This is a genomic window from Alteromonas gracilis (genome assembly GCF_036870955.2).
In the GTDB taxonomy this organism is placed as follows: Bacteria; Pseudomonadota; Gammaproteobacteria; order Enterobacterales; family Alteromonadaceae; genus Alteromonas; species Alteromonas gracilis_A.
This window is the reverse complement of sequence record NZ_CP145482.2, coordinates 981,725-1,002,327: the sequence shown is the minus strand read 5'-3', so window position 1 is coordinate 1,002,327 and position 20,603 is coordinate 981,725. Positions and strand designations below refer to the sequence as shown.

Genomic DNA, 20,603 nt, shown 5'->3' with positions numbered 1-20,603 from the left:
AACAGCGGTATTAGTGCATATTGACTTTTGGAGTAGGTTTTAGCCCCAAGTGAGTCACAATGATGTTTTAAAAGGTTTTTATGTCGGCGGATAACACATTCGAAAAAATTTCAATTCAGGCACCTGACGATCTCTCTTTGGGCAAACAGGTTGAATACGAATACAACTATAATCCAGCATTGTTGCAAGGTGTACCAAGAAGCCTTAGCCGAGACACGCTCGCCTTAGACGCTGCGAGTTTGCCCTTTTCGGGAATTGATACATGGACAGGGTATGAACTGTCGTGGCTTAATTCAAAAGGTAAACCTCACGTAGCAATCCTTGAGTGTAATGTGCCCATCACGTCACCAAACCTCATTGAATCAAAATCATTCAAGCTGTATTTAAACAGTTTTAACCAAACAAAGTTTGCTTCACCTGATGAGGTTGCACAGGTACTTTCGCGCGACTTATCATCGTGCGCTGGTGAACCTGTCGAAGTAAATCTGCTATTACCAAGTGCGTTCGAATCTCTTCAATTCAAGGAGTTTTCAGGAACTCTGCTTGACGGCCTAGATGTAGAAATTACCTCCTACTCACCAGATACTCGCACGCTAGCGGTAGACGCAACCACCACTTCTGTTAGTGAAACGCTTATGTCTCACCTGCTTAAGTCTAATTGTTTAATCACAAGTCAACCAGATTGGGCTAGTATTCAGATTAAGTACGAAGGTAAACAGATCGATCATGAAGGGTTACTGAAGTACTTAATTAGCTTTAGGCAGCATAATGAATTTCACGAGCAATGCGTTGAACGCATTTATTGTGACATCATGCAACATTGCAAACCTGAAAAACTAACGGTTTGCGCGCGATATACGCGCAGGGGTGGTTTGGATATCAATCCATTTCGCTCAAATTTTGAAGCACCATATGGGAATTACCGTCAAGCGCGCCAGTAACTAACATTGCATCAAGGTGCGATACCAGTTACTCGTTTGTGGCCAAGCGAACAAGATAAGACGAAAAAATGGAAGCAAAAAAATTACAGGCTTTAAAACAAAATAACGCGCTTCTTTGCCAATTTATTGTCAGACTATCGGCGTTTTACGAGGGATTTTCTGACAAGCTTGACGATGAGCTAAGAACGTTGCGAGGGCATCTTTCAGGTACGCCTAACTTCAGTTTGGCCGCTGTGAGTATTGAGAAACTCAATAAGTCGCTTCAGCACCAGGAAATTACGCTACGAAAATACAGTACTGATACACTGGCATCCCTAGAAGATGCAATGAAACAGTTACAGAAAATTGTATTTGAAGACGATGAGTTAAAGACACTTACAACCAAAGAGCTGATCAAAATAAATCAGCCACATAATGACATATTTGGCATTTATAAACTCTTTACAAAAGCCATTGCTTTGCATCGTATTGCACTGAACAAAAAAATGGTCGGGTTACAGCCCACTGCTGTCGAACAAACAACTTCAACGAGTCAGCAGACATCGGCTCCTCAAGAAGAAAACCCCCACTATCGTTCTATTTTGGTTGAGCTTAACCAGCTTATTGCATCATACGCACAAAAGAAACCAAACGATAAACAACTCATGGAGATCAAACAGCGACTCGAACAAGGAATGGACGAGGATCAACTCTTAAAAAGCTGCGTTGTAATTTTGCGAATGATTGTTCAAGACGCAATGTCAGAGGCTAGTTTTACGGGCAAAGTTATTCAAAGCTTGCACAATTCTCTTGGGCAACTAAATGACGAAGTTAGTGAAAGTATTAAAGGAAGCCAAAATCAATTCGAACAGCGCAAAGAAGGCAACGAATTATTAAAATCTCATATAGACAGTATTGAAGAGGCTGTTTCGGTCAGTGATTCATTGGAGTCATTGAAGGAGCAAGCTCAGTTTTGTGTGCAAAATCTGGTAAACACGTTAAGTGAACAGCAAACCAATGATGAGCAAGGGCAGGAAGCACTCAAAGCGCTACTATCGTCAATGCAGGCAAAAATCAATACGTTGCAACAACAAACCAGCGTCTATAAGAAAAAGCTTGCCGAGCAAGTGATGCAAAGTAAAACTGACTCGCTAACCCGTCTTCCTAATCGGCAAGCTTATAATGAAAAATTAGAAGAAGCCTTTGTTCAATTTAAAGACTCCGGAGAACCACTTGCAGTTGCGGTTGTCGATATCGACCACTTCAAATCGGTCAATGATAGATTTGGACACGCCGCCGGAGATAAAACACTTCAGGTAGTAAGTCGTTTCCTAAAACAACATATGACCAAACCAGAGTTTATCGCCCGCTGGGGCGGTGAAGAATTTGTTATGTTGTTTCCCAATACCACTATTGAAGTTGTTGAGGAAAAGCTCAACGAAATTCGCAATAAGCTGGCTTCAATGCCTTTCAAGTTCAAGCAAGAAAAAGTCAAGATAACCGCCTCTTTTGGAGCAACGTGTTTTAATTCCAATGATAGTACTGAAACCGTCTTCGAGCGCGCTGATGAGTATCTCTACCAAGCAAAACGAGATGGACGAAACCGCGTTATTACGGATTTAAGTACTTCGCAATAGGACGCAGAAGTATGAAAAAAGTGCAGCTCAACCCCGTTGGCTCAATGAGCCAACTTTCTCAAGTAGAAGTTGCGAAACTACAGGACACCACGAACAGCGAACTTTTTAGGATGTTCAGAAACTGTAGTTTGGCCGTACTCAACAGCGGCGTGGATGAAGACAACTACGAAACACTTTTTTCCCCGTACGAAAATTACGATATTCGTCTGGTTCGCAGAGAACGAGGGGTAAAAATTGAGCTGGTTAATCCACCAGAAGTGGCTTTTGTTGATGACCAGTTACTTAAAGGCGTGCATGAACACCTCTTTGCCGTGCTTCGCGACCTTCTTTACATGGGCAATAAGTACGCTTTCCTTCATCAAGACAGTCCTGCAGAAAGCTCGGACGTCACCGACATGGTGTTTGACATGCTTCGTCATGCTCAAGCATTAGAGGGTAATGATTGCGTAAACACTATTGTCTGCTGGGGTGGGCATTCGATTAATCAAGTAGAATATAAATACACTAAAGAAGTTGGCTATCAATTAGGGCTTCGCAATATGAATATCTGCACCTATTGTGGTCCTGGCGCGATGAAAGGTCCAATGAAAGGTGCGACGATTGGTCACGCCAAACAGCGCCATAAACTGGGACGATATATCGGTATTTCAGAGCCCAGTATTATCGCCGCTGAGCCTCCAAATGCGATAGTTAATGAGCTTATCATAATGCCTGATATCGAAAAACGATTAGAGGCATTTGTGAGGCTTGGGCACGGTATTATCGTTTTTCCAGGCGGCGTGGGCACCGCTGAAGAGCTGTTATACTTACTAGGCATTTTGATGAATGAACGCAATGCCCAGCAACCTTTCCCAGTGGTTCTGACGGGGCCAGCTTAGCAGCGAAGGCTACTTTGAAGCCATCGATGCTTTTGTGGGCGATACTCTAGGCATTGAAGCACAGCAAAAGTACCAAATCATTGTCGATGACCCTAAAGAGGTGGCTCGTACGCTCAATGCAGGTTTAGATAAAGTAAGAAAATTCAGAGGAGCCATGGGCGATGCATACAGTTTCAACTGGTCGCTAAAAATTGACTCTGATTTTCAGCAGCCATTCATACCAACACATGAAAGCATGGCCTCACTTGAGCTTCACCACAATCAAAGTAAAAGTGACCTAGCCGCTAATTTACGTAAAGTGTTTTCGGGCATAGTTGCGGGTAATGTAAAAGCAGAAGGTATAAAGCAAATAAAAGAGCGAGGCCCTTTTGAGATAACGGGTGACGCTACGCTAATGAAAAAAGTGGATACATTGCTGGAGTCATTCGTTGCTCAACATCGAATGAAGCTTCCGGGAAGTGCTTATACCCCATGCTACGTGGTTAAAGATAACGTTGCATAATCACGACGCATTTGGTTACGTTTGTACTTATGTTTAGTGTAGGTTTTAGGGTACACTTAATAAAAAGCAGAGCTTAATATCAAAGATTATAAGAAAAATTCAAACCGCTGCGGTTTGAATTTTTCTATGCTCGACGGTTAGTCATGCATGCCAACTGCGTGCATAGCAATCCGCAAACATAGCGTAAAGAACACGAGAAGTAACGGTTATGAATAGCAAAGTTATTCGTTTAATTTTAGCAGGCATCGCAATGTACGCGGTGTTCGTCTTTATGGTTATCGCGTTTTATCCCGATAAGCCTGAAAATATGGACTGGAAAGACCGCGAAGAATACAACCGAGTTCAAATTACCAAGCTCAAGTTGGGAAGCACGCGTGAAGAAGTGCTTGCGCTATTGGGCACGCCTGATATAACGGAAGCAAAACAACAGGGCGTAACGGTAATACAAGTGATGTTCTTTAGAACCCAACATGTGCGTGCTGATGGTTTGACCACGCAAGATGAATGCACGCCGCTATTGTTCGAAAATGATAAGCTCATCGCTTGGGGAGACGGTGCATATTCTAGCTATCAGAATAGCTGACGCTAGATGGAAGTGAAAAACATCATTTCCGCTTTCTCGCGACTGGCTCTTCAACCTGATGATTCGACCCCGATTGAGCAGTGCGTCAATCATTGGCTTAAGAATGCAAAACGCGTCTTAACGCTTCTAAACAATGACTTAAGCCTTTTTGTGCCGCTTGCTCGTATTGAAAGTCCGCTAACGGGGAATACGCGTCATATAATGTTAGTGACACTTTTCGCTAAACTAAATCATTTCAACGACCATTATTTGCAGCATATCATTGCTGCCACACTAGCTTCTCAGTGGGTGAATACCCAAACAGACAACGCGCGCACACCTGCACTGTTTGCTTTTTTGCGCGCTCGTAAACTTGGTTTATGGCAAGACATCCTTAAATTGCATAAAGCGATGGCGTCCAACGCCTTGCTAATGCGCTTCGTAGGTACCTCCCAGCTAACCGAAGCCCAGCGCCTGTGTATAATAGCTAAATTATTTGCTAGTCGCCCCAAATCTACCCAAGCGGAAGATATTTTTTCGCTAGTGGTACGAAACGTTGCTCCTATACATAAACACCTTATATCAAACATGGCTATCTTGTTTACTCATGTGATACCCGGCTCAAAGGTGTTTGTTTCAGGAAAACCAGGCGTTGTCATTGATGTGCAAAGAGATCATGCATTTGTTATCGCACTAAATGAAGATGATATAGATGGAAGTTGGCAACCAGCTAAACGCATTCTTTTTCCAAAGCCTCTCTTTATTCCCTTTGAACACCTTGTGGCACTTTATTCACAAACAGCCGAACAAAGACATCACAAGGGTGGGGTCGCCTTTATTCCTGCAACATACGCCGTTCAATCGCCCCCGGCTGCCCTTTTGGGGATTATTGATGAGCTTCAAAAGCGAGATTGTGAAATACCCTCGCTGTGTGAAAAAATTGAATCTGTCCCAACATTTAATCGATTCTTGTTACAAACTGCTAGCCAGGACAATCGCCTGCAGCTTCAGGTAAAGAATATTAAGCAAGCTGTAATGACCTACGGTATTGAACGTGTCGGCGATATGTTGATTCAATTTGCATTGTTAGAACGGCTAACTCAAAAACAGTATCCGTTGATGTCGATGTGCAAACAGTTAACAACAATTAGCTGTGCTATCGCGGGAGAACTAGCAAGTCGATGCGATACAAAATTTAGTCCCCAATCAGCGGCACTGACAATGACGTTTCTGTGTTCGCCGCTTTTTACCCTGCCTGGCTTAAAAATAGCAAAAGCCCTACCCGTCAATCACGCTGCGCCTTTTTCTTTTGAACAGGCGCTTAAGGTTAAAGGTGATGCTTCATGGCTAACCGTATCTAGTGAACTTGCAGGAAATTGGCACCAAAGCGCAACGTGGCGTGCGGTTATTCACCATTGCAACAAGCCCAATAGCGAAGTTCCCTCTTCACTTAGAAAAGAGCACGCCGTCATGCTACTCGCTTTCGCACTATCAAAAATGAGCTTGTTTAGCGGAAACATATACGCATTTGTCCAAGATTTATCCTACAAGACGTTACTCAATACCTTGTCGCTTAATCAAAGAGATATCGACACTATCATTGAATCGCAAAGCGCGCTTCTAGCCTGCCCCTTGTCGCAATAAGCAAAAGCCAGTTACTTCGTCATATAATTACACTGTATATGACTGCTTTAGTTTACGGTTTATGCGAATAAATCTCGATAAGTGGCTATAACTTGCGTCTACTATCGTATAAAATACGCCAACTTTTGCGCTGCTTTACGCAACTTCCCTACAAAATCAATTATAATAAGCTAGCACGCAGACTTTGGCGCGTTTCGCTCGCCAGACTACAATTTGAACCTAACGATTTTGACAACAGAATTTTCAGAGGATCCCTCAACATGACTCAGCAACGCATTACAGTCATTCGCGGTGACGGCATTGGCCCGGACATTATCGACGCAACCACAAAGATTCTAGATAAGGTTGGCTGTGACTTTGCCTATGATTATGCCGATGCAGGTTTAGTAGCATTGGAAGAGCACGGCGAGCTTCTACCACAAGAAACACTAGACCTCATTGCAAAAAACAAAGTTGCACTGAAAGGTCCTCTAACTACGCCAGTTGGTGAAGGCTTTACCTCTATTAACGTAAGCCTGCGTAAGCAATTCAAGCTGTATGCAAACCTTCGCCCAGTAATGTCATTCAAAGGCACTAAAGCGCGTTACGAAGATATTGACATCATCACTGTTCGTGAAAATACACAAGGTATGTACTCTGGCCTTGGACAAGTGGTTTCTGAAGATGGTAACGAAGCGGAAGCGATGAGTAAGATCACTCGCGACGGTGCTGAAAAAATCGTTACTTTTGCATACGAGCTTGCTCGTCGCGAAGGTCGCAAAAAAGTGACTGCGGTTCACAAAGCAAACATCCTTAAGTCAACATCGGGTCTTTTCCTTAAAGTGGCTCGTGAAGTTGGTGAGCGCTACCCTGATATCGAATCAGCTGAAATGATTGTTGATAACTGCTGCATGCAGCTTGTTATGAACCCTCACCAGTTTGATGTAATCGTGACCACAAACCTTTTCGGTGACATCCTATCTGACTTATGTGCAGGTCTTGTGGGTGGTCTTGGTATGGCTCCAGGCGCAAACATCGGCGAAGATTGTGCAATTTTTGAAGCGGTTCACGGCAGTGCACCTGACATTGCAGGTAAAAACCTAGCAAACCCTACGTCAGTCGTCCTCGCTGCAGCACAAATGCTTGAGTACCTAAATATGGGTGACAAGGCTGAGAAAATTCGCGCTGCACTTAAAGATGTTATTGAAACAGGTGACCGTACGACTCGCGACCTTGGTGGCGAAGCAGGCACAACTGAATTCACTGAAGCGCTTCTAGAGCGACTTTAAGATTTCTACGTCGTCTTAAAACGACGTCTATATTTTTAAAATAGCGAGCAACAGCTCGCTATTTTTTTGCCCTGACAATACATCGTCTTTCTTAGCCTAGTAAGAAGCGCATAACTAATCCTCCCGCGGGCATACTTTTAATTTGCGTAGCAGGCATACAAAAACTGTACTAAAACTGGACTACCCTTTTCTTCTAACCCTCGTACTATCCTTGTTTGTACCAATTGTGTACGCAACGCTCGGGGTTTCGTTACCTTCCAAAAAACGTAAGCACCGACATCAATTATTAAAGACAAGGAACGACTATGAAAAAACGACTAACCGGTCTCGCACTTTTTCTGGCAATTGCCGCACAATCGACTGCAATTGCGTTTGAGGAACTAGAAGAAAACCAAAATGCTTCTTCGTATCACGAGATGTCCATGGAAAAGATAGACCTCAATAGTGCCTCAATAGCGCAGCTTACTACCTTACCTGGCGTTGGAAGCGCGAAAGCTAAAGCCATAATCCGGTATCGAGAAGAAGTGGGCCCCTTTCTTGAAATCGAGCAGATCACTCAGGTAAAGGGTATTGGAGAAAAAATGTTGGCAAAAATCCAACAACACATTGAAGTAAAATAGAGCACTTTCCATAAAAATGCGCCTATTTAGGCGCATTTTTTTGCTTTTATATGTACCGCTATTAATGCTCTAGTTAGCGATAGACTTAAGATACTCTTTAAAGTCTTCGGCAAGCGCTGGGTGGCGCAAAGCGTATTCGACATTTGCTTTCATGTAACCAAGTTTGCTACCACAGTCATGGCTTTTGCCTTTCATGTAATACGCATCAACTTGCTCTAGTTTCATTAACGCGTCAATAGCATCGGTAAGTTGTACTTCGCCACCCGCACCTGGAGGAGTGAACTCTAGCAGATCCCAGATTTTTTCAGAAAGCACGTAACGACCTACAACCGCAAGATCTGACGGCGCTTCTTCAAGTGGTGGCTTTTCAACCATTTTATGAATTTTAGCAGACTCACCAGGTGCAATAGATGCACCGTCAAGGTCGGCAATACCGAACTTTGAAATATCTTCTTGTGGTACCTGCTCAACCATAACCTGACTTACGCGGCTCGTATTAAACTTAGCCACCATATCCGCCAAATTATCCTTTTTCGGATCACTTGCAGCATCATCAATAATAACGTCTGGAAGCACTACAGCAAAAGGAGCGTCGCCGATTACTGGACGAGCACACAAAATAGCATGGCCAAGACCATTTGCTACGCCTTGACGCACTTGCATAATGGTTACGCCTTTCGGGCAGATTGATTGCACTTCTTCTAACAATTGACGCTTAACACGCTTTTCTAACGTTGCTTCTAGCTCGAATGAAGTATCAAAGTGGTTTTCAATGCTGTTTTTACTTGCGTGAGTAACCAGAATAATTTCCTTCACCCCAGCCGCAACACACTCACTTACCACGTATTGGATAAGCGGTTTGTCTACAACAGGCAACATTTCCTTAGGAATGGCCTTCGTTGCTGGAAGCATTCTAGTACCAAGGCCAGCTACAGGAATGACTGCTTTTTTAACTTGACTCATAAATGAATATCCTTTTTTACAATCCTAGTTACGCGCTCGCTACATCATTTATGGCACAGTCTGCCAAAGCGCATACTCTTAATTTTCTGTTTATTGTTAAAGTAATGCAATGGGTGTTCCAATTACCATAATGGCGCACTTGTGTATTAAAAAAGGGCAAATGCGCTTGTCCTCACTATTATAAGCACAGAAATTGGGCTTGGCGCTAGTAAGTGCACTATTATGGTGAATGTAATGCTGCTTGTTACATTCAGTTCTACGTATTTCCAACTTCTATTTGTTCTGCCTTGTCATTGGTCCAAATTTCTTTCTAACGGCATCAACCAGCCCTTTACGCATGTAGTAGCCACGCATTTCACCTTGCTCAAAGCAATAGCGATTAACAATATATCGCAGGGGTATTGCTAGAACATGACGGCATTTCCAATACGTTGGTACATACCCTCTTTTTGCCAATGTAAGAACATTGCGAAACTGATAGTAGAGTCGCACCTAAGCGAGCCCTGTTTAAAAGTGACGCCTAGAATAGTAACGCGTGAATCACCTTGCTTATGAGGCATGCAGGCAATGGTCGATTGAAAAACTTTCATACCTCTGCTTCTAGCGCGCCAACACCATTCATGATCAACGCCGTCAATAAAGAGTGAACCTTCTTTTTCACCTACTTTGTGAAACGCACCTTTTGACAAAAGCATTCCAGATGCAATGATTTGTTTAACTTCTTTTAAGTTTGAAGAATGAGGCCTGCCTTTTTGCAATACACCTTGGTCTACGCATTGAGAAAATTGGCAATAAATAGAAGGCCCTATGGCTGCAACTAGCTCAACAGATTTTATCTCTTCGAATTGCTCAAGAAGCGTGCTCGCTATATCTGGGGTAAATTCACTATCTTGATCCAACAAAAAGGCATAATTAATATTGCGCTTAAACAGCGCTTGCAAACCAATATTTTGAGCTTGAGCTATACCAATATTTTCAGGGAAGTGCACATAATCGACATCACCTTCCATTAAGTCACGGGACGAGTTGGGCGAGTTATCAACGAGAATCAACTGCCAGTTTTCAGTGTTGAACCGTCTGATCAGTGTATTTATGTGCCCCAGATCTGGGTGAAAAAGTATAACTACAATACCCGTTTTCAATGCTTCCCGAACCTCTCGAGTAAATGCCTATCAACCTTATAGGCTAATTTTACAATTTTGCCCGGCATAAGTCTCAGTGTTAAAACACTGCAAGCATAAGCTATGTTGTAAAATGAGTACTGTTTTAAGCATGTAATAGCGAATATGCGAGCCTTGAATTCATTAAGCGACTTGCTGAGGCCTCTTCGCTTATAGAAGTTATTCACCCGTCGAAACTTTAGTAAACGATCTTTGAGGTTTCTAAATATGTAACCTTTTGACGCTAACGTTATCCATAAAAAATAGTCTTGCGTGTTTCTCAGTTTTCCATTGTACCGATGCCCATCATGAAAAACCGAATAACGTACCACTACTGTAGGATGATTAAGTGAACAGCGTCTGGGCAAAATCTTAATTATTTGACGATGAGATGACGGCATGACGCGCGCGCCCACTTTTACTCCCTGCTCATTTACCTCCGTCAGGGCTGAACCCAGTATCGATATATTGCTATGCCGCTTAAGATATTGAATTTGTCTCGCGAGTCTATGGCTCTCCGACACATCGTCAGCGTCCATTCTCACAAAGAAACTCGGGTTGTAATTCAGTCCAAAATCTATAGCGAGGTTCATTGCAGAGGCAAGTCCGCAGTTTTCCTCGTTTTGCAACAACACAATTTGCTCGTCTTGCTCAGCAGCCTCGAGCAACACGTTTTCAAGCTCTCTAGGAATAGGCCCGTCGATTACAATAACGAATAAAAAGTCGCGATACGTTTGGCATTGGATACTTTTGATGGCCTCGTGTAGCCAATTTGCGTCATCAAACTCGTAAACCGACATCGCTACAATCGTTTCAATTCTCTTTTGTTTAAAATGATTATGGAGAATGGGAAACTGATTATTCAAAAGAAAACACCACAGGTAGGTAAAATAAAAACAAGAAAGCGCAGCTATCTGCGCTTCACATTACCGCATGTTACAAAGAAAATACAAAGCATTCTACATTTTGCTTTTGCTATGCCGTAAACCGTTTTACGAAGCGAAGTACGCTCCAAATGTGCTGGATGATAAGACTGTAGATGACGAGAAGAGCGATGAAGCCCCAAAACATAACGGGTTCAGGAACAAGATAGACCTCACCGAGAATCCCGATTAAGCAGTAACATGCACCAAGTAGCAAAATTGCGACAAGAGACTTGCGGCTGCTTAGCCCCGCTCGCATAAAGATATTATGTAAATGTTGGCGATCAGGCTTAAGCATAGACTGTCCTTTTCGCGCTCTGCGATACATGATTGCCGCCATATCCATAAGAGGAAGACCAACTAACCATACTGCAGTAATGGGCCTAAATGCTGCGACGTCGTTCTGCGTATGGTGAACCAGCAACCAAACTATGGTCAAACCCACAAACATGCTGCCCGCATCGCCCATAAAGATTTTATTCCCCTTAAAACCTTTCCAGCTCAAATTAAATGCCAAAAATGGAACAATTGCGGCAACAATGATCAGAGGCTCCATTATTGAAGCGCCATTGCCTGTTGAAATTAAAAAGCCTGAGAGAGTGAGCAGTATGACCAGACTCATGCCACCTGCAAGGCCGTCTATGCCATCAATCATGTTGAACGCATTGATTACGCCTACTACACATATGATAGTGAAGAAATACCCGCCGATATCAAGCACAACTTCACCTGTACCAAAGATATTACCCAGTGAAGTGATGTAATTTTGGGCACTCCACGCCATTATCGCGGCAACGCCGAACTGACACATCAAGCGCCCTTTGGCACTTAAATCAAACTTGTCATCGAGCATACCAAGCAGCACCACAAATGCAGAGGCAGTAAAGAAGAGAGGATCGTTCTTCATCCACACATCAGTAGCCACACTCGCGACAAGCACAGCCATAAAGATCGCTACACCGCCTGTCAATGGAACAATTCCAGAATGGCGCTTTCTCGCAGAAGGTTCGTCCACTAAACCGAATTGATGCGCGAGCGGCGTCATGACAACGAGCAAAATCAGCGCTACGAAAAATGCAGTAAATAACGGAACAAACTGCAAATATGTCAGCATAAAACGTACAACCTCAAATCACTCCATTTGGTGACAAGTAAACAATTCGAAATGTCTAAATTATTCAAACTCAAAATTTTATCAATTCCATTTATGAGTAGTATCCTTTCAAATGATCGCTGAAACGATCAGTCGCAGAGGCTTCAGATAAAATCACGTTATGATATATAACATTTCTTTATCTCACCACCCCCAACCATTTAATCTAACCAAAATCTATCCAAAATAAGTGCCAAAAACGACAATATGTATAAAAAACATTCAAACATAATGTATAAGAACACATAAATGGTGGCACTGACTCTTCTTTTTGTCCTTTTTTGAGGGCGCTTTGAAATCGTTTAGATCATTTATTCTATGAGCGGCTTGAACATGCACTTGCAAACATGCTTTTTGTGAAACTTGTGTTATCCTAGCGCCAAAATGCTATATGGATATGAAAGCTAATGTTAAAACAAATAAAGCGCTATATTCTTCCTGTATTCTTAACTATCAGTGTAAATCTACTGTGTCTCTGGTCCTACGCACACACACGCCGATATACCGTTAGTGCATTCTTCACTGGCTTATTCGCTGGTGCCGGAGTCTGAGAGCGCAATTAATATTCCAAATGCAAACCGACTTTCAAATGATAAAGATGATGTTTTAATCAACTACAACGGCATGCAATATAAAGCCACTAAAGTATACGTTTCAGCGACAGGAAATAAATGTATTCGCTTTATGTTACAAGGCAGTGAAACGCGGTCGTCAAACATTGATAATAAACTGACAGCGTGTCAAAGAGACGGACAATGGCGGGTTATTTCGCCACTAGTAGCAGCATCATCAATGAACGGTCAATAAGAGGCAGTGTGATAAAATGAAGACGTTATTCAAACCACTATTATTGTCGTTCACTACCGCTTTGCTTGCACTATCACTTAACGCTCAAGGCCAATCATTTGAGCAATTGCAAGAGCTCAGACAGCGAGCACAACAAAGTGACAGCATAAACTCTACCAACGCATCGGTTTCACCGTTAGATGTATCAAGTCAAAGGACACTGCCTGGTGCGTCTAACATGACCAGTCAGATGGGACAATTTTCTACTCAGCCTCGGAACGGACAAAGCTTACCCGGTGAGCCGACAATTGATACGGTGTTTCCTGCTCAGGATCCTATGGATAATCCGCCTTTCGCGGCGAATCTATTTATTGGCGGGTTCGAATCTGAAAGAAGTTCAGGATTAAATGACAACTACCTCATTGCACCTGGGGACAAAATCTCAATTTGGATTTGGGGTGCGGTCAATTTTTCTAACGTAGTAACTGTCGACAACCAAGGGAATATCTTTATCCCCAATATCGGCCCGATTCGTATTGCAAACACCCCGGCCGGGAGTGTCAATCAAACCGTTACGGCTAAGATTCGTCAGGTATACACAAATGACGTGAATGTTTATGTGGACCTTCTTACGTCAACTCCAGTGTCCATTTTTGTATCAGGCCCAGTACTGCGTCCCGGTCAGTATGCTGGTTTAGCGTCAGATAGTGTGCTTTATTTTTTGAAGCGCGCTGGCGGCGTTGATTTTCAGCGCGGTAGCTTTCGACAGATAGATATCGTAAGAAATGGCGATGTAGTTGCAAGTGCAGACCTATACGCGTTTTTTAGAAGTGGGAAACTACCAGAAGTTTCATTTCAAGACGGTGATACCATTTTAGTGCACCCAATTGGCAACACTATTGTTGTGGAAACAGGAGCACGAAACAGTTTTACCTTTGAGTTTTTAAACGAAGAGTTAAATGGCGGTGTAGTCAATTACTTTGCGCGTCCTGGTGAGTTCGCCTCTCATGCCTCCGTTGCTGGCGTAAGAGAAAACAAACAGTTTGCACGCTATTTGAGCATTGAAGAGTTTGCCCAATTACCTTTGAAGGCAGGAGATACGGTAGAGTACGTATCGGATCATGAACCTCAAATTTACCGAATCAACGTTGCAGGCGCCTTTGCAGGTGCATCTCAAGTAATGGTTGATAAAGGAACGCGCCTCATAGACGTACTCGATCACATCGAGATAGACACTGCACTATCTGACACACAAAACATTTATGTTCTTCGTGAAAGTGTTGCTTTGAAGCAAAAAGAGATTATCGAAGAAGGGCTACAACGGCTAGAGCGTAGCATGTACACCGCACCAATAAGCTCTACCGGAGAAGGCGCCATTCGTGCTCAGGAAGCCCAACTTGTTGCAGACTTTATAGCAAGAGCGCGGCAAGTCGAACCTCAAGGCCGCGTGGTTGTATCTGAAAATGGTGAAGTTGCCAATATACTGCTAGAGCCTAATGACACTATTGTTATACCAGAGATCACAGACCTTATTCACGTGGGTGGTGAGGTATTGCTACCGCAGTCTGTTGTCTTTAATCCAGATGCCACTACTGAAGACTATGTAGCCTGGGCTGGCGGGTTTACAGAGCGTGCTGAAGATGAGCGAATCCTGATCATGCATAAAAACGGTAACGTTTCGTTCGCAAGCATTGACAGCTCATTCTTATCCAGCGAACAAATAAAAATTGAGCCTGGTGATCAAATTATCGTGTTACCAGCAATTGATCTGAAAATCATGCAAGCTGTTAAAGACGTGACACAAATCATCTTTCAAATTGCTGTTGCGGCTAATGCGATCGATAGATAGTTATCATGGTGACATTTAAGGAGCAGCTCTATGCATGGAGAAGCGTGATTTTTGCGCTTTTCCTGCGAGAGCTTCAAAGCAAGTTTAATGACAAATTTGGCCTAGCTTGGGCTTTTCTAGAGCCAGTAGCCTTCATTCTTGCACTGTCCTTTGCCAGAGGCAGGTTTACTGGAGGTGATGTCCATACTATTCCCATTTTTATTTTCATGATGATTGGATTGATGGGTTTACAGACGTTTACTCAAGTTTTCCAAGGCGTATCAATGTCAATAAAGCGTAACAAGCCACTTTACGCATTTCGACAAGTTCAGCCGATGAGCGCCGTCCTTACATCTGGAATCCTAGAGTATGCTATTAAAGTGATAGTTTCTTGTATTCTTATTCTTGTCCTTTACTTGATGGGAATGACTTTTAGCGTTCATTCTCCTTTGCTTTTATTATACTTATGCTTCTTATTAGGCGTTTTTTCCGTATCAATCGGGCTTTTGTTTGCTATAGCCGCTGCTTTCGTGCCGGAAGTAGACAAACTGAAATCAATTTTTACACGCCCTCTCATGTTCATTTCATGCGTGTTTTTCAGCTTACAGGACCTCCCGCAAGAAATGTGGCCATATCTGAGTTGGAATCCACTCGTACACTTCATCGAACTCGCTAGATACTCGTGTTTTGAATCATATGGTAACAAAGGCGTATCACTTCGATATCTGAATGAGATTACACTTGTTTTCTTATTTTTTAGTCTGGCGATTTACCACATTACGTGGAAAAAGGTACTGTCGCGATGATACGTATAGAAAACCTTACCAAGAGCTATCCAAGTCAAATTGGGCCTCAATACATTTTTAAGAACTTAAATTTTGAGTTTCCAACAGAGAACAATGTCGCCATATTAGGAAAAAATGGCGCAGGTAAATCGACATTGTTTCGCATGCTGGCAAAAAGTGAATACCCTGATAATGGCCGCGTCATTACCAATAAATCAATGTCTTGGCCTGTGGCACTGCAAACAGGAGTGCACCCGCAAATGACCTATCGAGAGAACACCCGTTTCGTTGGAAGAATAAACAACGTCCGCTCGCTTAGCGAGTACGAAAATAAGGTGCAAGAGTTTGCTGAACTCGGGGAACGTTTTGACCTTCCTGTCAGGACATATTCATCTGGTATGCGCGCCAAGCTGGTATTTGCTTGCTGTATGAATATCGATTTCGACATTTACCTTATAGACGAGGCAACGTCAGTCGGTGATCCGCTTTTCAGGAAGAAAGCCCGTGTATCCTTAAAAGAAAAAAGTGAACAAGCTGGCGTAATAATGGTTAGTCACGAGCTCGACCAGATTAGAGAGTTTTGTACCTCGGCTGTAGTTATCAATGACGGTGAGCTTACCTACTACAGCGACCTTGAAGAGGGCATCGATGTCTATATGCACGATGCAAACCAAAAGAAAACAAAGAAATAGGTTTATCACAGTGAAAAAGTCGCTAACCCAACTAAATGCAATCCTGAAGCATAACAAAATATTGATACTCATCTTTCCTTGGGTGCTGTACGCGTTATACCTAACATTAATTTCAGCGCCTCAATATGAAAGTCAAAGTCAGCTTATTATCAAATCGAGTGACGGTGGCAGTAGCTTTGATCCTTCTTCGCTTCTTATGGCGACAGGCGTGGCAGGTTCTGCGGGTGGCAACGAAAGCCAACTTGTGATGGCGTACATCAAGTCTGCTGATATGGTCTCATACCTTGATAATGCAATTGGGCTAAGAGCGCACTACATGTCCGATGAGGCAGATATCTTTAGTGGACTTTCAAGTTCACATAAGCAAGAAGACTTCAACACCTTTTACTTAGAGCATATCGACGTGACTGTGGACTCTGCATCATCGGTGATTACGCTAAAAACGCGAGCCTTTAATGCCGAATTCGCCCAAAAGATTAATCAGGCCATTGTTGATAAGGCTGAGCAATTCATCAACAACATCAACAATAACCTTGCAAAATCAAAGCTTTCATTTGCAAAGGGCGAACATGAAATTGTTGAACAGAAGCTTCAAAAGGCAAAAACCGATATTTTAGGCTTTCAGTCAAAATATAACGTTCTTGACCCCACCGCTGAAGGCGCTGCTTTTCAGCAGATTGCCTTTTCGCTAGAGGCAACATTGGCGCAGAAAAAAGCACAGTTGAGTACCATGTCAACCATGATGTCGGACGCTGCACCTGAAGTAATTAATGTTAAACGTGAAATCAGTGCACTTGAAAAAGAAGTTGAGAAACAAAAGGAGCGATTAAGCTCTGCTGAAGGAGAAAGTGAGGCGCTGTCTGTCACTGAATTGATGGCACAGTACAGTAACCTTCAAGTACAATTACAACTAGCTATTCAAGCTTACTCTTCGTCTTTGATCACGCTAGAAAATGCGCGGGTAGAAACCTATCAAAAGCTACAACATATGGTCACAGTAGAGTCTCCTACATTGCCCGATGACAACGCTTATCCCACTGTCGTCTATAACCTTGTATTATTTGCGGTAGCATTGCTCCTCGTATACGGTATCGTAAGAATTATTATCGCCACCATTCGCGAGCTTTAATCATCACCCTTACACATCGACCAAGTGATTAATTCTTGGTCGATTGACAGCCCTTAGTGAGAGTTTAGCGTCGAAATCTTGTGTCTTATTGCAAGCTCTAGTATAAGAAGCTATCCGCTTTAGGACCTCTATCAAAGAGCCTGTACAAATAAGTGCTCTAAAATAACAACCATAAGCAATATGGAATTTAAATAAAATTATGAAATCATCTAACGATACTAGCTTTTTCGGCCATCCAGGGGGCCTGAGAACGCTGTTCTTCACTGAAATGTGGGAACGAATGAGCTACTACGGTATGCGTGCCCTACTTGTACTGTTTATGACAGCGAGCCTACAAACTCAGGGGTTGGGTTTTACGGTAGCAACCGCAGGCGCTATTTATGGTTTGTATACCGGTGCCGTATACTTCCTTGGCCTTCCAGGTGGATGGCTTGCAGACCGCTTAATTGGCGGTAAGAAAGCGGTTTGGTATGGCGGCTTGATCATTTTCGCAGGCCACATTGTACTTGCCGTCGACCTTCAGAATTTATTCTTCGTAGGGCTTATCCTCGTCGCTACAGGTACAGGGTTATTAAAGCCAAATATTTCAGCCATGGTAGGTCAACAATACGGTGATGACGATGGTCGTCGTGACAGTGGCTATGCACTTTATTATATGGGTATCAATATTGGCTCGCTCATCGCCTACTTAGTAACTGGTTATTTACAAGAAAACTGGGGATGGCACTACGCATTTGGCGCTGCTGCAGTTGGGATGGCCATCGGCCTTATCCAATATTATTTCAGCAACCGTTCACTCTCTCAAGAGTCTGTTGCACCCGCTAACCCTTATGAAGGTGCAGCTAAGCAACGCGCATGGATGGGTGTTTTTGGCGTTGTGGCAGCTGCTGTCATTGTTATCGTACTTGCACATATGGGGACGATTGTCATTGAGCCTGTCGCACTAGCTCAGCAAGTTGCTATTGTCTTTACTGTTATCTTCTTTGTTTACTTTGGATTTATCTATCTTAAAGGTGAGCTAAGCGAGAATGAGAAAAAGCGCATGTGGGCACTATTCTTGGTGTGTGTAGCGTCAGCGTGCTTCTGGTCTGGTTTTGAGCAAGCAGGCTCATCACTTAACCTTTTTGCACAAAATTATACTGACCGAGTATTAGAAAGCGGCTCTTTACTTACTTCGTGGTTCGGTATGGACGCAATTCCTACCGTGTGGTTCCAACTTTCTAACTCGCTATTTATTATTATTCTTTCACCTTTCTTTGCCGCGCTATGGATAAACCTAGCCAAACGCATGATTGACCCTTCGTATACCATTAAATGTGCTATTGGTATTGTTATTATGGCGTCTGGTTTCTTAGTTATGTTCCTTGCCTCTCAATATGCGGCACAGGGCTTAAAAGTAGCTCCTATGTGGCTAGTAACGACTTACTTCCTTCACACCGTTGGTGAGCTTTGTTTAAGCCCTGTAGCGTTGAGTGCGGTAAGTAAGCTTTCGCCAAAACGTTTTGCAGGCCAGATGATGGGTGTGTTCGTATTGACCTATTCTATTGGTAACATTATTGCTTAGGTCTTCTATCTGGTAACTTTGACCCTGAAAACGTTCAAGAAATGCCGAACCTTTATTTGCAAATCGCGCTTTTCAGTATTGCCATCGCAATCGTCATTGGTTTGTTCAGCGTGAAGTCTCGTTTTTGGGAAAAAGCAGGAATGGAGCAAAAGGCATAATCCATTGTGTTTTAATCACTAACAGATTGCCATACAATAACCGCCGTAACCCAAGGTTTCGGCGGTTTTTTTATACCAAGAGCACAATATGAAGTTTTACTTTTCCACGCGCGATATACCAGCACTGAAAGGCCTGACTCTCACTGAGAGGGTAAAGCTGTTAGACAAAGCGTCTAAGCGTCTTTCAGTACCCGAGAAAACACTGCTGAACGTGCTCAAGCTACTTGTTATCGTTCCTGTTTTTGCACTTATTTTGCAGACAGCATCAAATTGGACCTCGTTGCTATGGGCTTTTGTGGTATTTTTGTTTTATCCGTTAATTGTTAAACCCATTCAATATTCAATTTGCGCTAAATATGTGGCGCCTTCATCTAGCAGGGAGAATGCATGAAAACCATCCTAGTCACTGGTGGTGCTGGCTATATCGGCAGTCACACGGTATTACAGCTATTAGAGCAAGATTACAGTGTCGTTGTACTGGATAATTTATCAAACGCCAGCGCCGAATCTCTTCGTCGTGTCGAGTCACTTACAGGTAAAACAGTAACGTTTGTTCAAGGTGATATTCGCGACACAGCAGTGCTAGATGATATTTTCAGTGAACATAGCATTTTTGCTGTCATTCACTTTGCAGGTCTTAAGGCGGTCGGTGAATCGGTTGAAAAGCCGTTGTCTTACTATGAAAACAATGTTTATGGCACGCTAACGCTGTGCAAGGCCATGCAAAAGCACAACGTGAAGAATATTGTATTTAGTTCATCTGCGACTGTGTATGGCGATCCAGCATCGCTGCCTTTACGAGAAGATATGGCCACCTACCAGCCCACCAACCCTTATGGTATGTCAAAACTAATGGTCGAACATATGCTTAGCGACCTTTACGTATCTGACACCAATTGGAATATTGTTTTATTACGCTATTTCAATCCTGTTGGTGCCCATCATTCAGGCCAAATCGGTGAAGATCCTAATGGGATCCCAAATAACCTGATGCCCTATATCTCTCAAGTAGCAACAGGAAAGCTTCAACAGCTAAGTGTTTTCGGTGACGACTATGACACTGATGATGGTACAGGTGTTCGAGACTACATTCACGTTGTCGACCTTGCCAACGGTCATTTAAAGGCATTGGACCGTCTGACGCTCAATATGGGCCTCGACAAGTATAATCTGGGTACAGGTCAAGGTTATTCAGTACTAGAGATGATTAAGGCGTTTGAAGCAGGCTCAGGAAAGACGGTATCTTACAAAATAGCACCGCGCAGAAGTGGTGACGTAGCAGCGTGTTACGCCGATCCAACTAAAGCTGCCACTGAATTAAATTGGCATGCAGAAAAAGGGCTTGACGAAATGTGCGCTGACACATGGAATTGGCAGTCGAAAAATCCGATGGGCTACCCAAAGGATTAAGTAACCATTTCACTTAGAGCA

17 protein-coding genes and 2 pseudogenes are annotated in these 20,603 nt (G+C 43.1%); 15 read left to right on the top strand and 4 right to left on the bottom strand.

Features of this window, described 5'->3' with window-relative positions; genetic code table 11:
• Positions 1 to 80 precede the first annotated feature (80 nt).
• The 7 genes and pseudogenes from queF (at position 81) to V6N89_RS04810 (ending at position 8,031) form a co-directional block, all read left to right on the top strand.
• Positions 81 to 941, top strand: coding sequence for an NADPH-dependent 7-cyano-7-deazaguanine reductase QueF (queF, locus tag V6N89_RS04840; RefSeq protein ID WP_338516575.1), 861 nt, complete (start codon positions 81 to 83; stop codon positions 939 to 941).
• Positions 942 to 1,009: 68 nt separating this feature from the next.
• Complete coding sequence (locus V6N89_RS04835; protein ID WP_338516574.1) at positions 1,010 to 2,557, top strand: GGDEF domain-containing protein; 1,548 nt, start codon at positions 1,010 to 1,012, stop codon at positions 2,555 to 2,557.
• A gap of 11 nt (positions 2,558 to 2,568) precedes the next feature.
• Positions 2,569 to 3,937 (top strand): annotated as a pseudogene (gene ppnN / locus V6N89_RS04830) (nucleotide 5'-monophosphate nucleosidase PpnN).
• Between the two features lie 208 nt (positions 3,938 to 4,145).
• Positions 4,146 to 4,520, top strand: coding sequence for a DUF3192 domain-containing protein (locus V6N89_RS04825; protein WP_338516573.1), 375 nt, complete (start codon positions 4,146 to 4,148; stop codon positions 4,518 to 4,520).
• Between the two features lie 6 nt (positions 4,521 to 4,526).
• The gene (locus V6N89_RS04820) at positions 4,527 to 6,143 is read left to right on the top strand and encodes a histidine kinase (RefSeq protein WP_338516572.1); all 1,617 of its coding nucleotides are present in this window, start codon (positions 4,527 to 4,529) and stop codon (positions 6,141 to 6,143) included.
• A 260-nt stretch (positions 6,144 to 6,403) separates the two neighbouring features.
• Positions 6,404 to 7,411: an isocitrate dehydrogenase gene (locus tag V6N89_RS04815; protein WP_338516571.1), complete on the top strand. Its 1,008-nt coding sequence runs from the start codon at positions 6,404 to 6,406 to the stop codon at positions 7,409 to 7,411.
• A gap of 305 nt (positions 7,412 to 7,716) precedes the next feature.
• Entirely contained in the window at positions 7,717 to 8,031 is a 315-nt protein-coding gene (locus tag V6N89_RS04810; RefSeq protein WP_338516570.1) for a ComEA family DNA-binding protein, read from the top strand.
• 69 nt (positions 8,032 to 8,100) lie between these two features.
• Here the strand turns inward: V6N89_RS04810 and galU are convergent, their stop codons facing one another.
• The 4 genes from galU to wecA form a co-directional block, all read right to left on the bottom strand.
• Positions 8,101 to 8,994, bottom strand: coding sequence for a UTP--glucose-1-phosphate uridylyltransferase GalU (galU, locus tag V6N89_RS04805; protein ID WP_338516569.1), 894 nt, complete (start codon positions 8,992 to 8,994; stop codon positions 8,101 to 8,103).
• 404 nt (positions 8,995 to 9,398) lie between these two features.
• Entirely contained in the window at positions 9,399 to 10,136 is a 738-nt protein-coding gene (locus V6N89_RS04800; RefSeq protein WP_346993487.1) for a glycosyltransferase family 2 protein, read from the bottom strand.
• The gene (locus V6N89_RS04795) at positions 10,133 to 11,020 is read right to left on the bottom strand and encodes a glycosyltransferase (RefSeq protein WP_338516567.1); all 888 of its coding nucleotides are present in this window, start codon (positions 11,018 to 11,020) and stop codon (positions 10,133 to 10,135) included. Before V6N89_RS04795 ends, V6N89_RS04800 begins: the two co-directional genes overlap by 4 nt.
• A gap of 109 nt (positions 11,021 to 11,129) precedes the next feature.
• On the bottom strand, positions 11,130 to 12,191 hold the full coding sequence (gene wecA / locus V6N89_RS04790) for a UDP-N-acetylglucosamine--undecaprenyl-phosphate N-acetylglucosaminephosphotransferase (RefSeq protein ID WP_338516566.1): 1,062 nt from the start codon (positions 12,189 to 12,191) through the stop codon (positions 11,130 to 11,132).
• A gap of 549 nt (positions 12,192 to 12,740) precedes the next feature.
• Here wecA and V6N89_RS04785 point away from each other — a divergent pair.
• The 8 genes and pseudogenes from V6N89_RS04785 to galE all read left to right on the top strand — a co-directional run bounded on the left by V6N89_RS04785 (position 12,741) and on the right by galE (position 20,582).
• The gene (locus V6N89_RS04785) at positions 12,741 to 13,037 is read left to right on the top strand and encodes a hypothetical protein (RefSeq protein ID WP_338516565.1); all 297 of its coding nucleotides are present in this window, start codon (positions 12,741 to 12,743) and stop codon (positions 13,035 to 13,037) included.
• Between the two features lie 16 nt (positions 13,038 to 13,053).
• Entirely contained in the window at positions 13,054 to 14,865 is a 1,812-nt protein-coding gene (locus V6N89_RS04780; protein WP_346993486.1) for a polysaccharide biosynthesis/export family protein, read from the top strand.
• A gap of 5 nt (positions 14,866 to 14,870) precedes the next feature.
• Positions 14,871 to 15,650 (top strand): ABC transporter permease, encoded by a 780-nt coding sequence (locus V6N89_RS04775; protein ID WP_338516562.1) that lies wholly within the window; start codon positions 14,871 to 14,873, stop codon positions 15,648 to 15,650.
• On the top strand, positions 15,647 to 16,321 hold the full coding sequence (locus V6N89_RS04770; RefSeq protein WP_346993485.1) for an ABC transporter ATP-binding protein: 675 nt from the start codon (positions 15,647 to 15,649) through the stop codon (positions 16,319 to 16,321). The genes V6N89_RS04775 and V6N89_RS04770 overlap by 4 nt, the downstream gene beginning before the upstream one ends.
• Positions 16,322 to 16,331: 10 nt before the next feature.
• Complete coding sequence (locus V6N89_RS04765) at positions 16,332 to 17,450, top strand: capsule biosynthesis protein (protein WP_338516561.1); 1,119 nt, start codon at positions 16,332 to 16,334, stop codon at positions 17,448 to 17,450.
• A 199-nt stretch (positions 17,451 to 17,649) separates the two neighbouring features.
• Positions 17,650 to 19,172 (top strand): annotated as a pseudogene (locus tag V6N89_RS04760) (peptide MFS transporter).
• Positions 19,173 to 19,260: 88 nt separating this feature from the next.
• Positions 19,261 to 19,563 carry a DUF6170 family protein gene (locus V6N89_RS04755; RefSeq protein ID WP_338516560.1) on the top strand — a complete coding sequence of 101 codons (303 nt, stop codon included), beginning with the start codon at positions 19,261 to 19,263 and terminating at the stop codon, positions 19,561 to 19,563.
• Complete coding sequence (gene galE, locus V6N89_RS04750) at positions 19,560 to 20,582, top strand: UDP-glucose 4-epimerase GalE (protein WP_338516559.1); 1,023 nt, start codon at positions 19,560 to 19,562, stop codon at positions 20,580 to 20,582. The genes V6N89_RS04755 and galE overlap by 4 nt, the downstream gene beginning before the upstream one ends.
• The last annotated feature ends 21 nt before the right edge of the window (positions 20,583 to 20,603 follow it).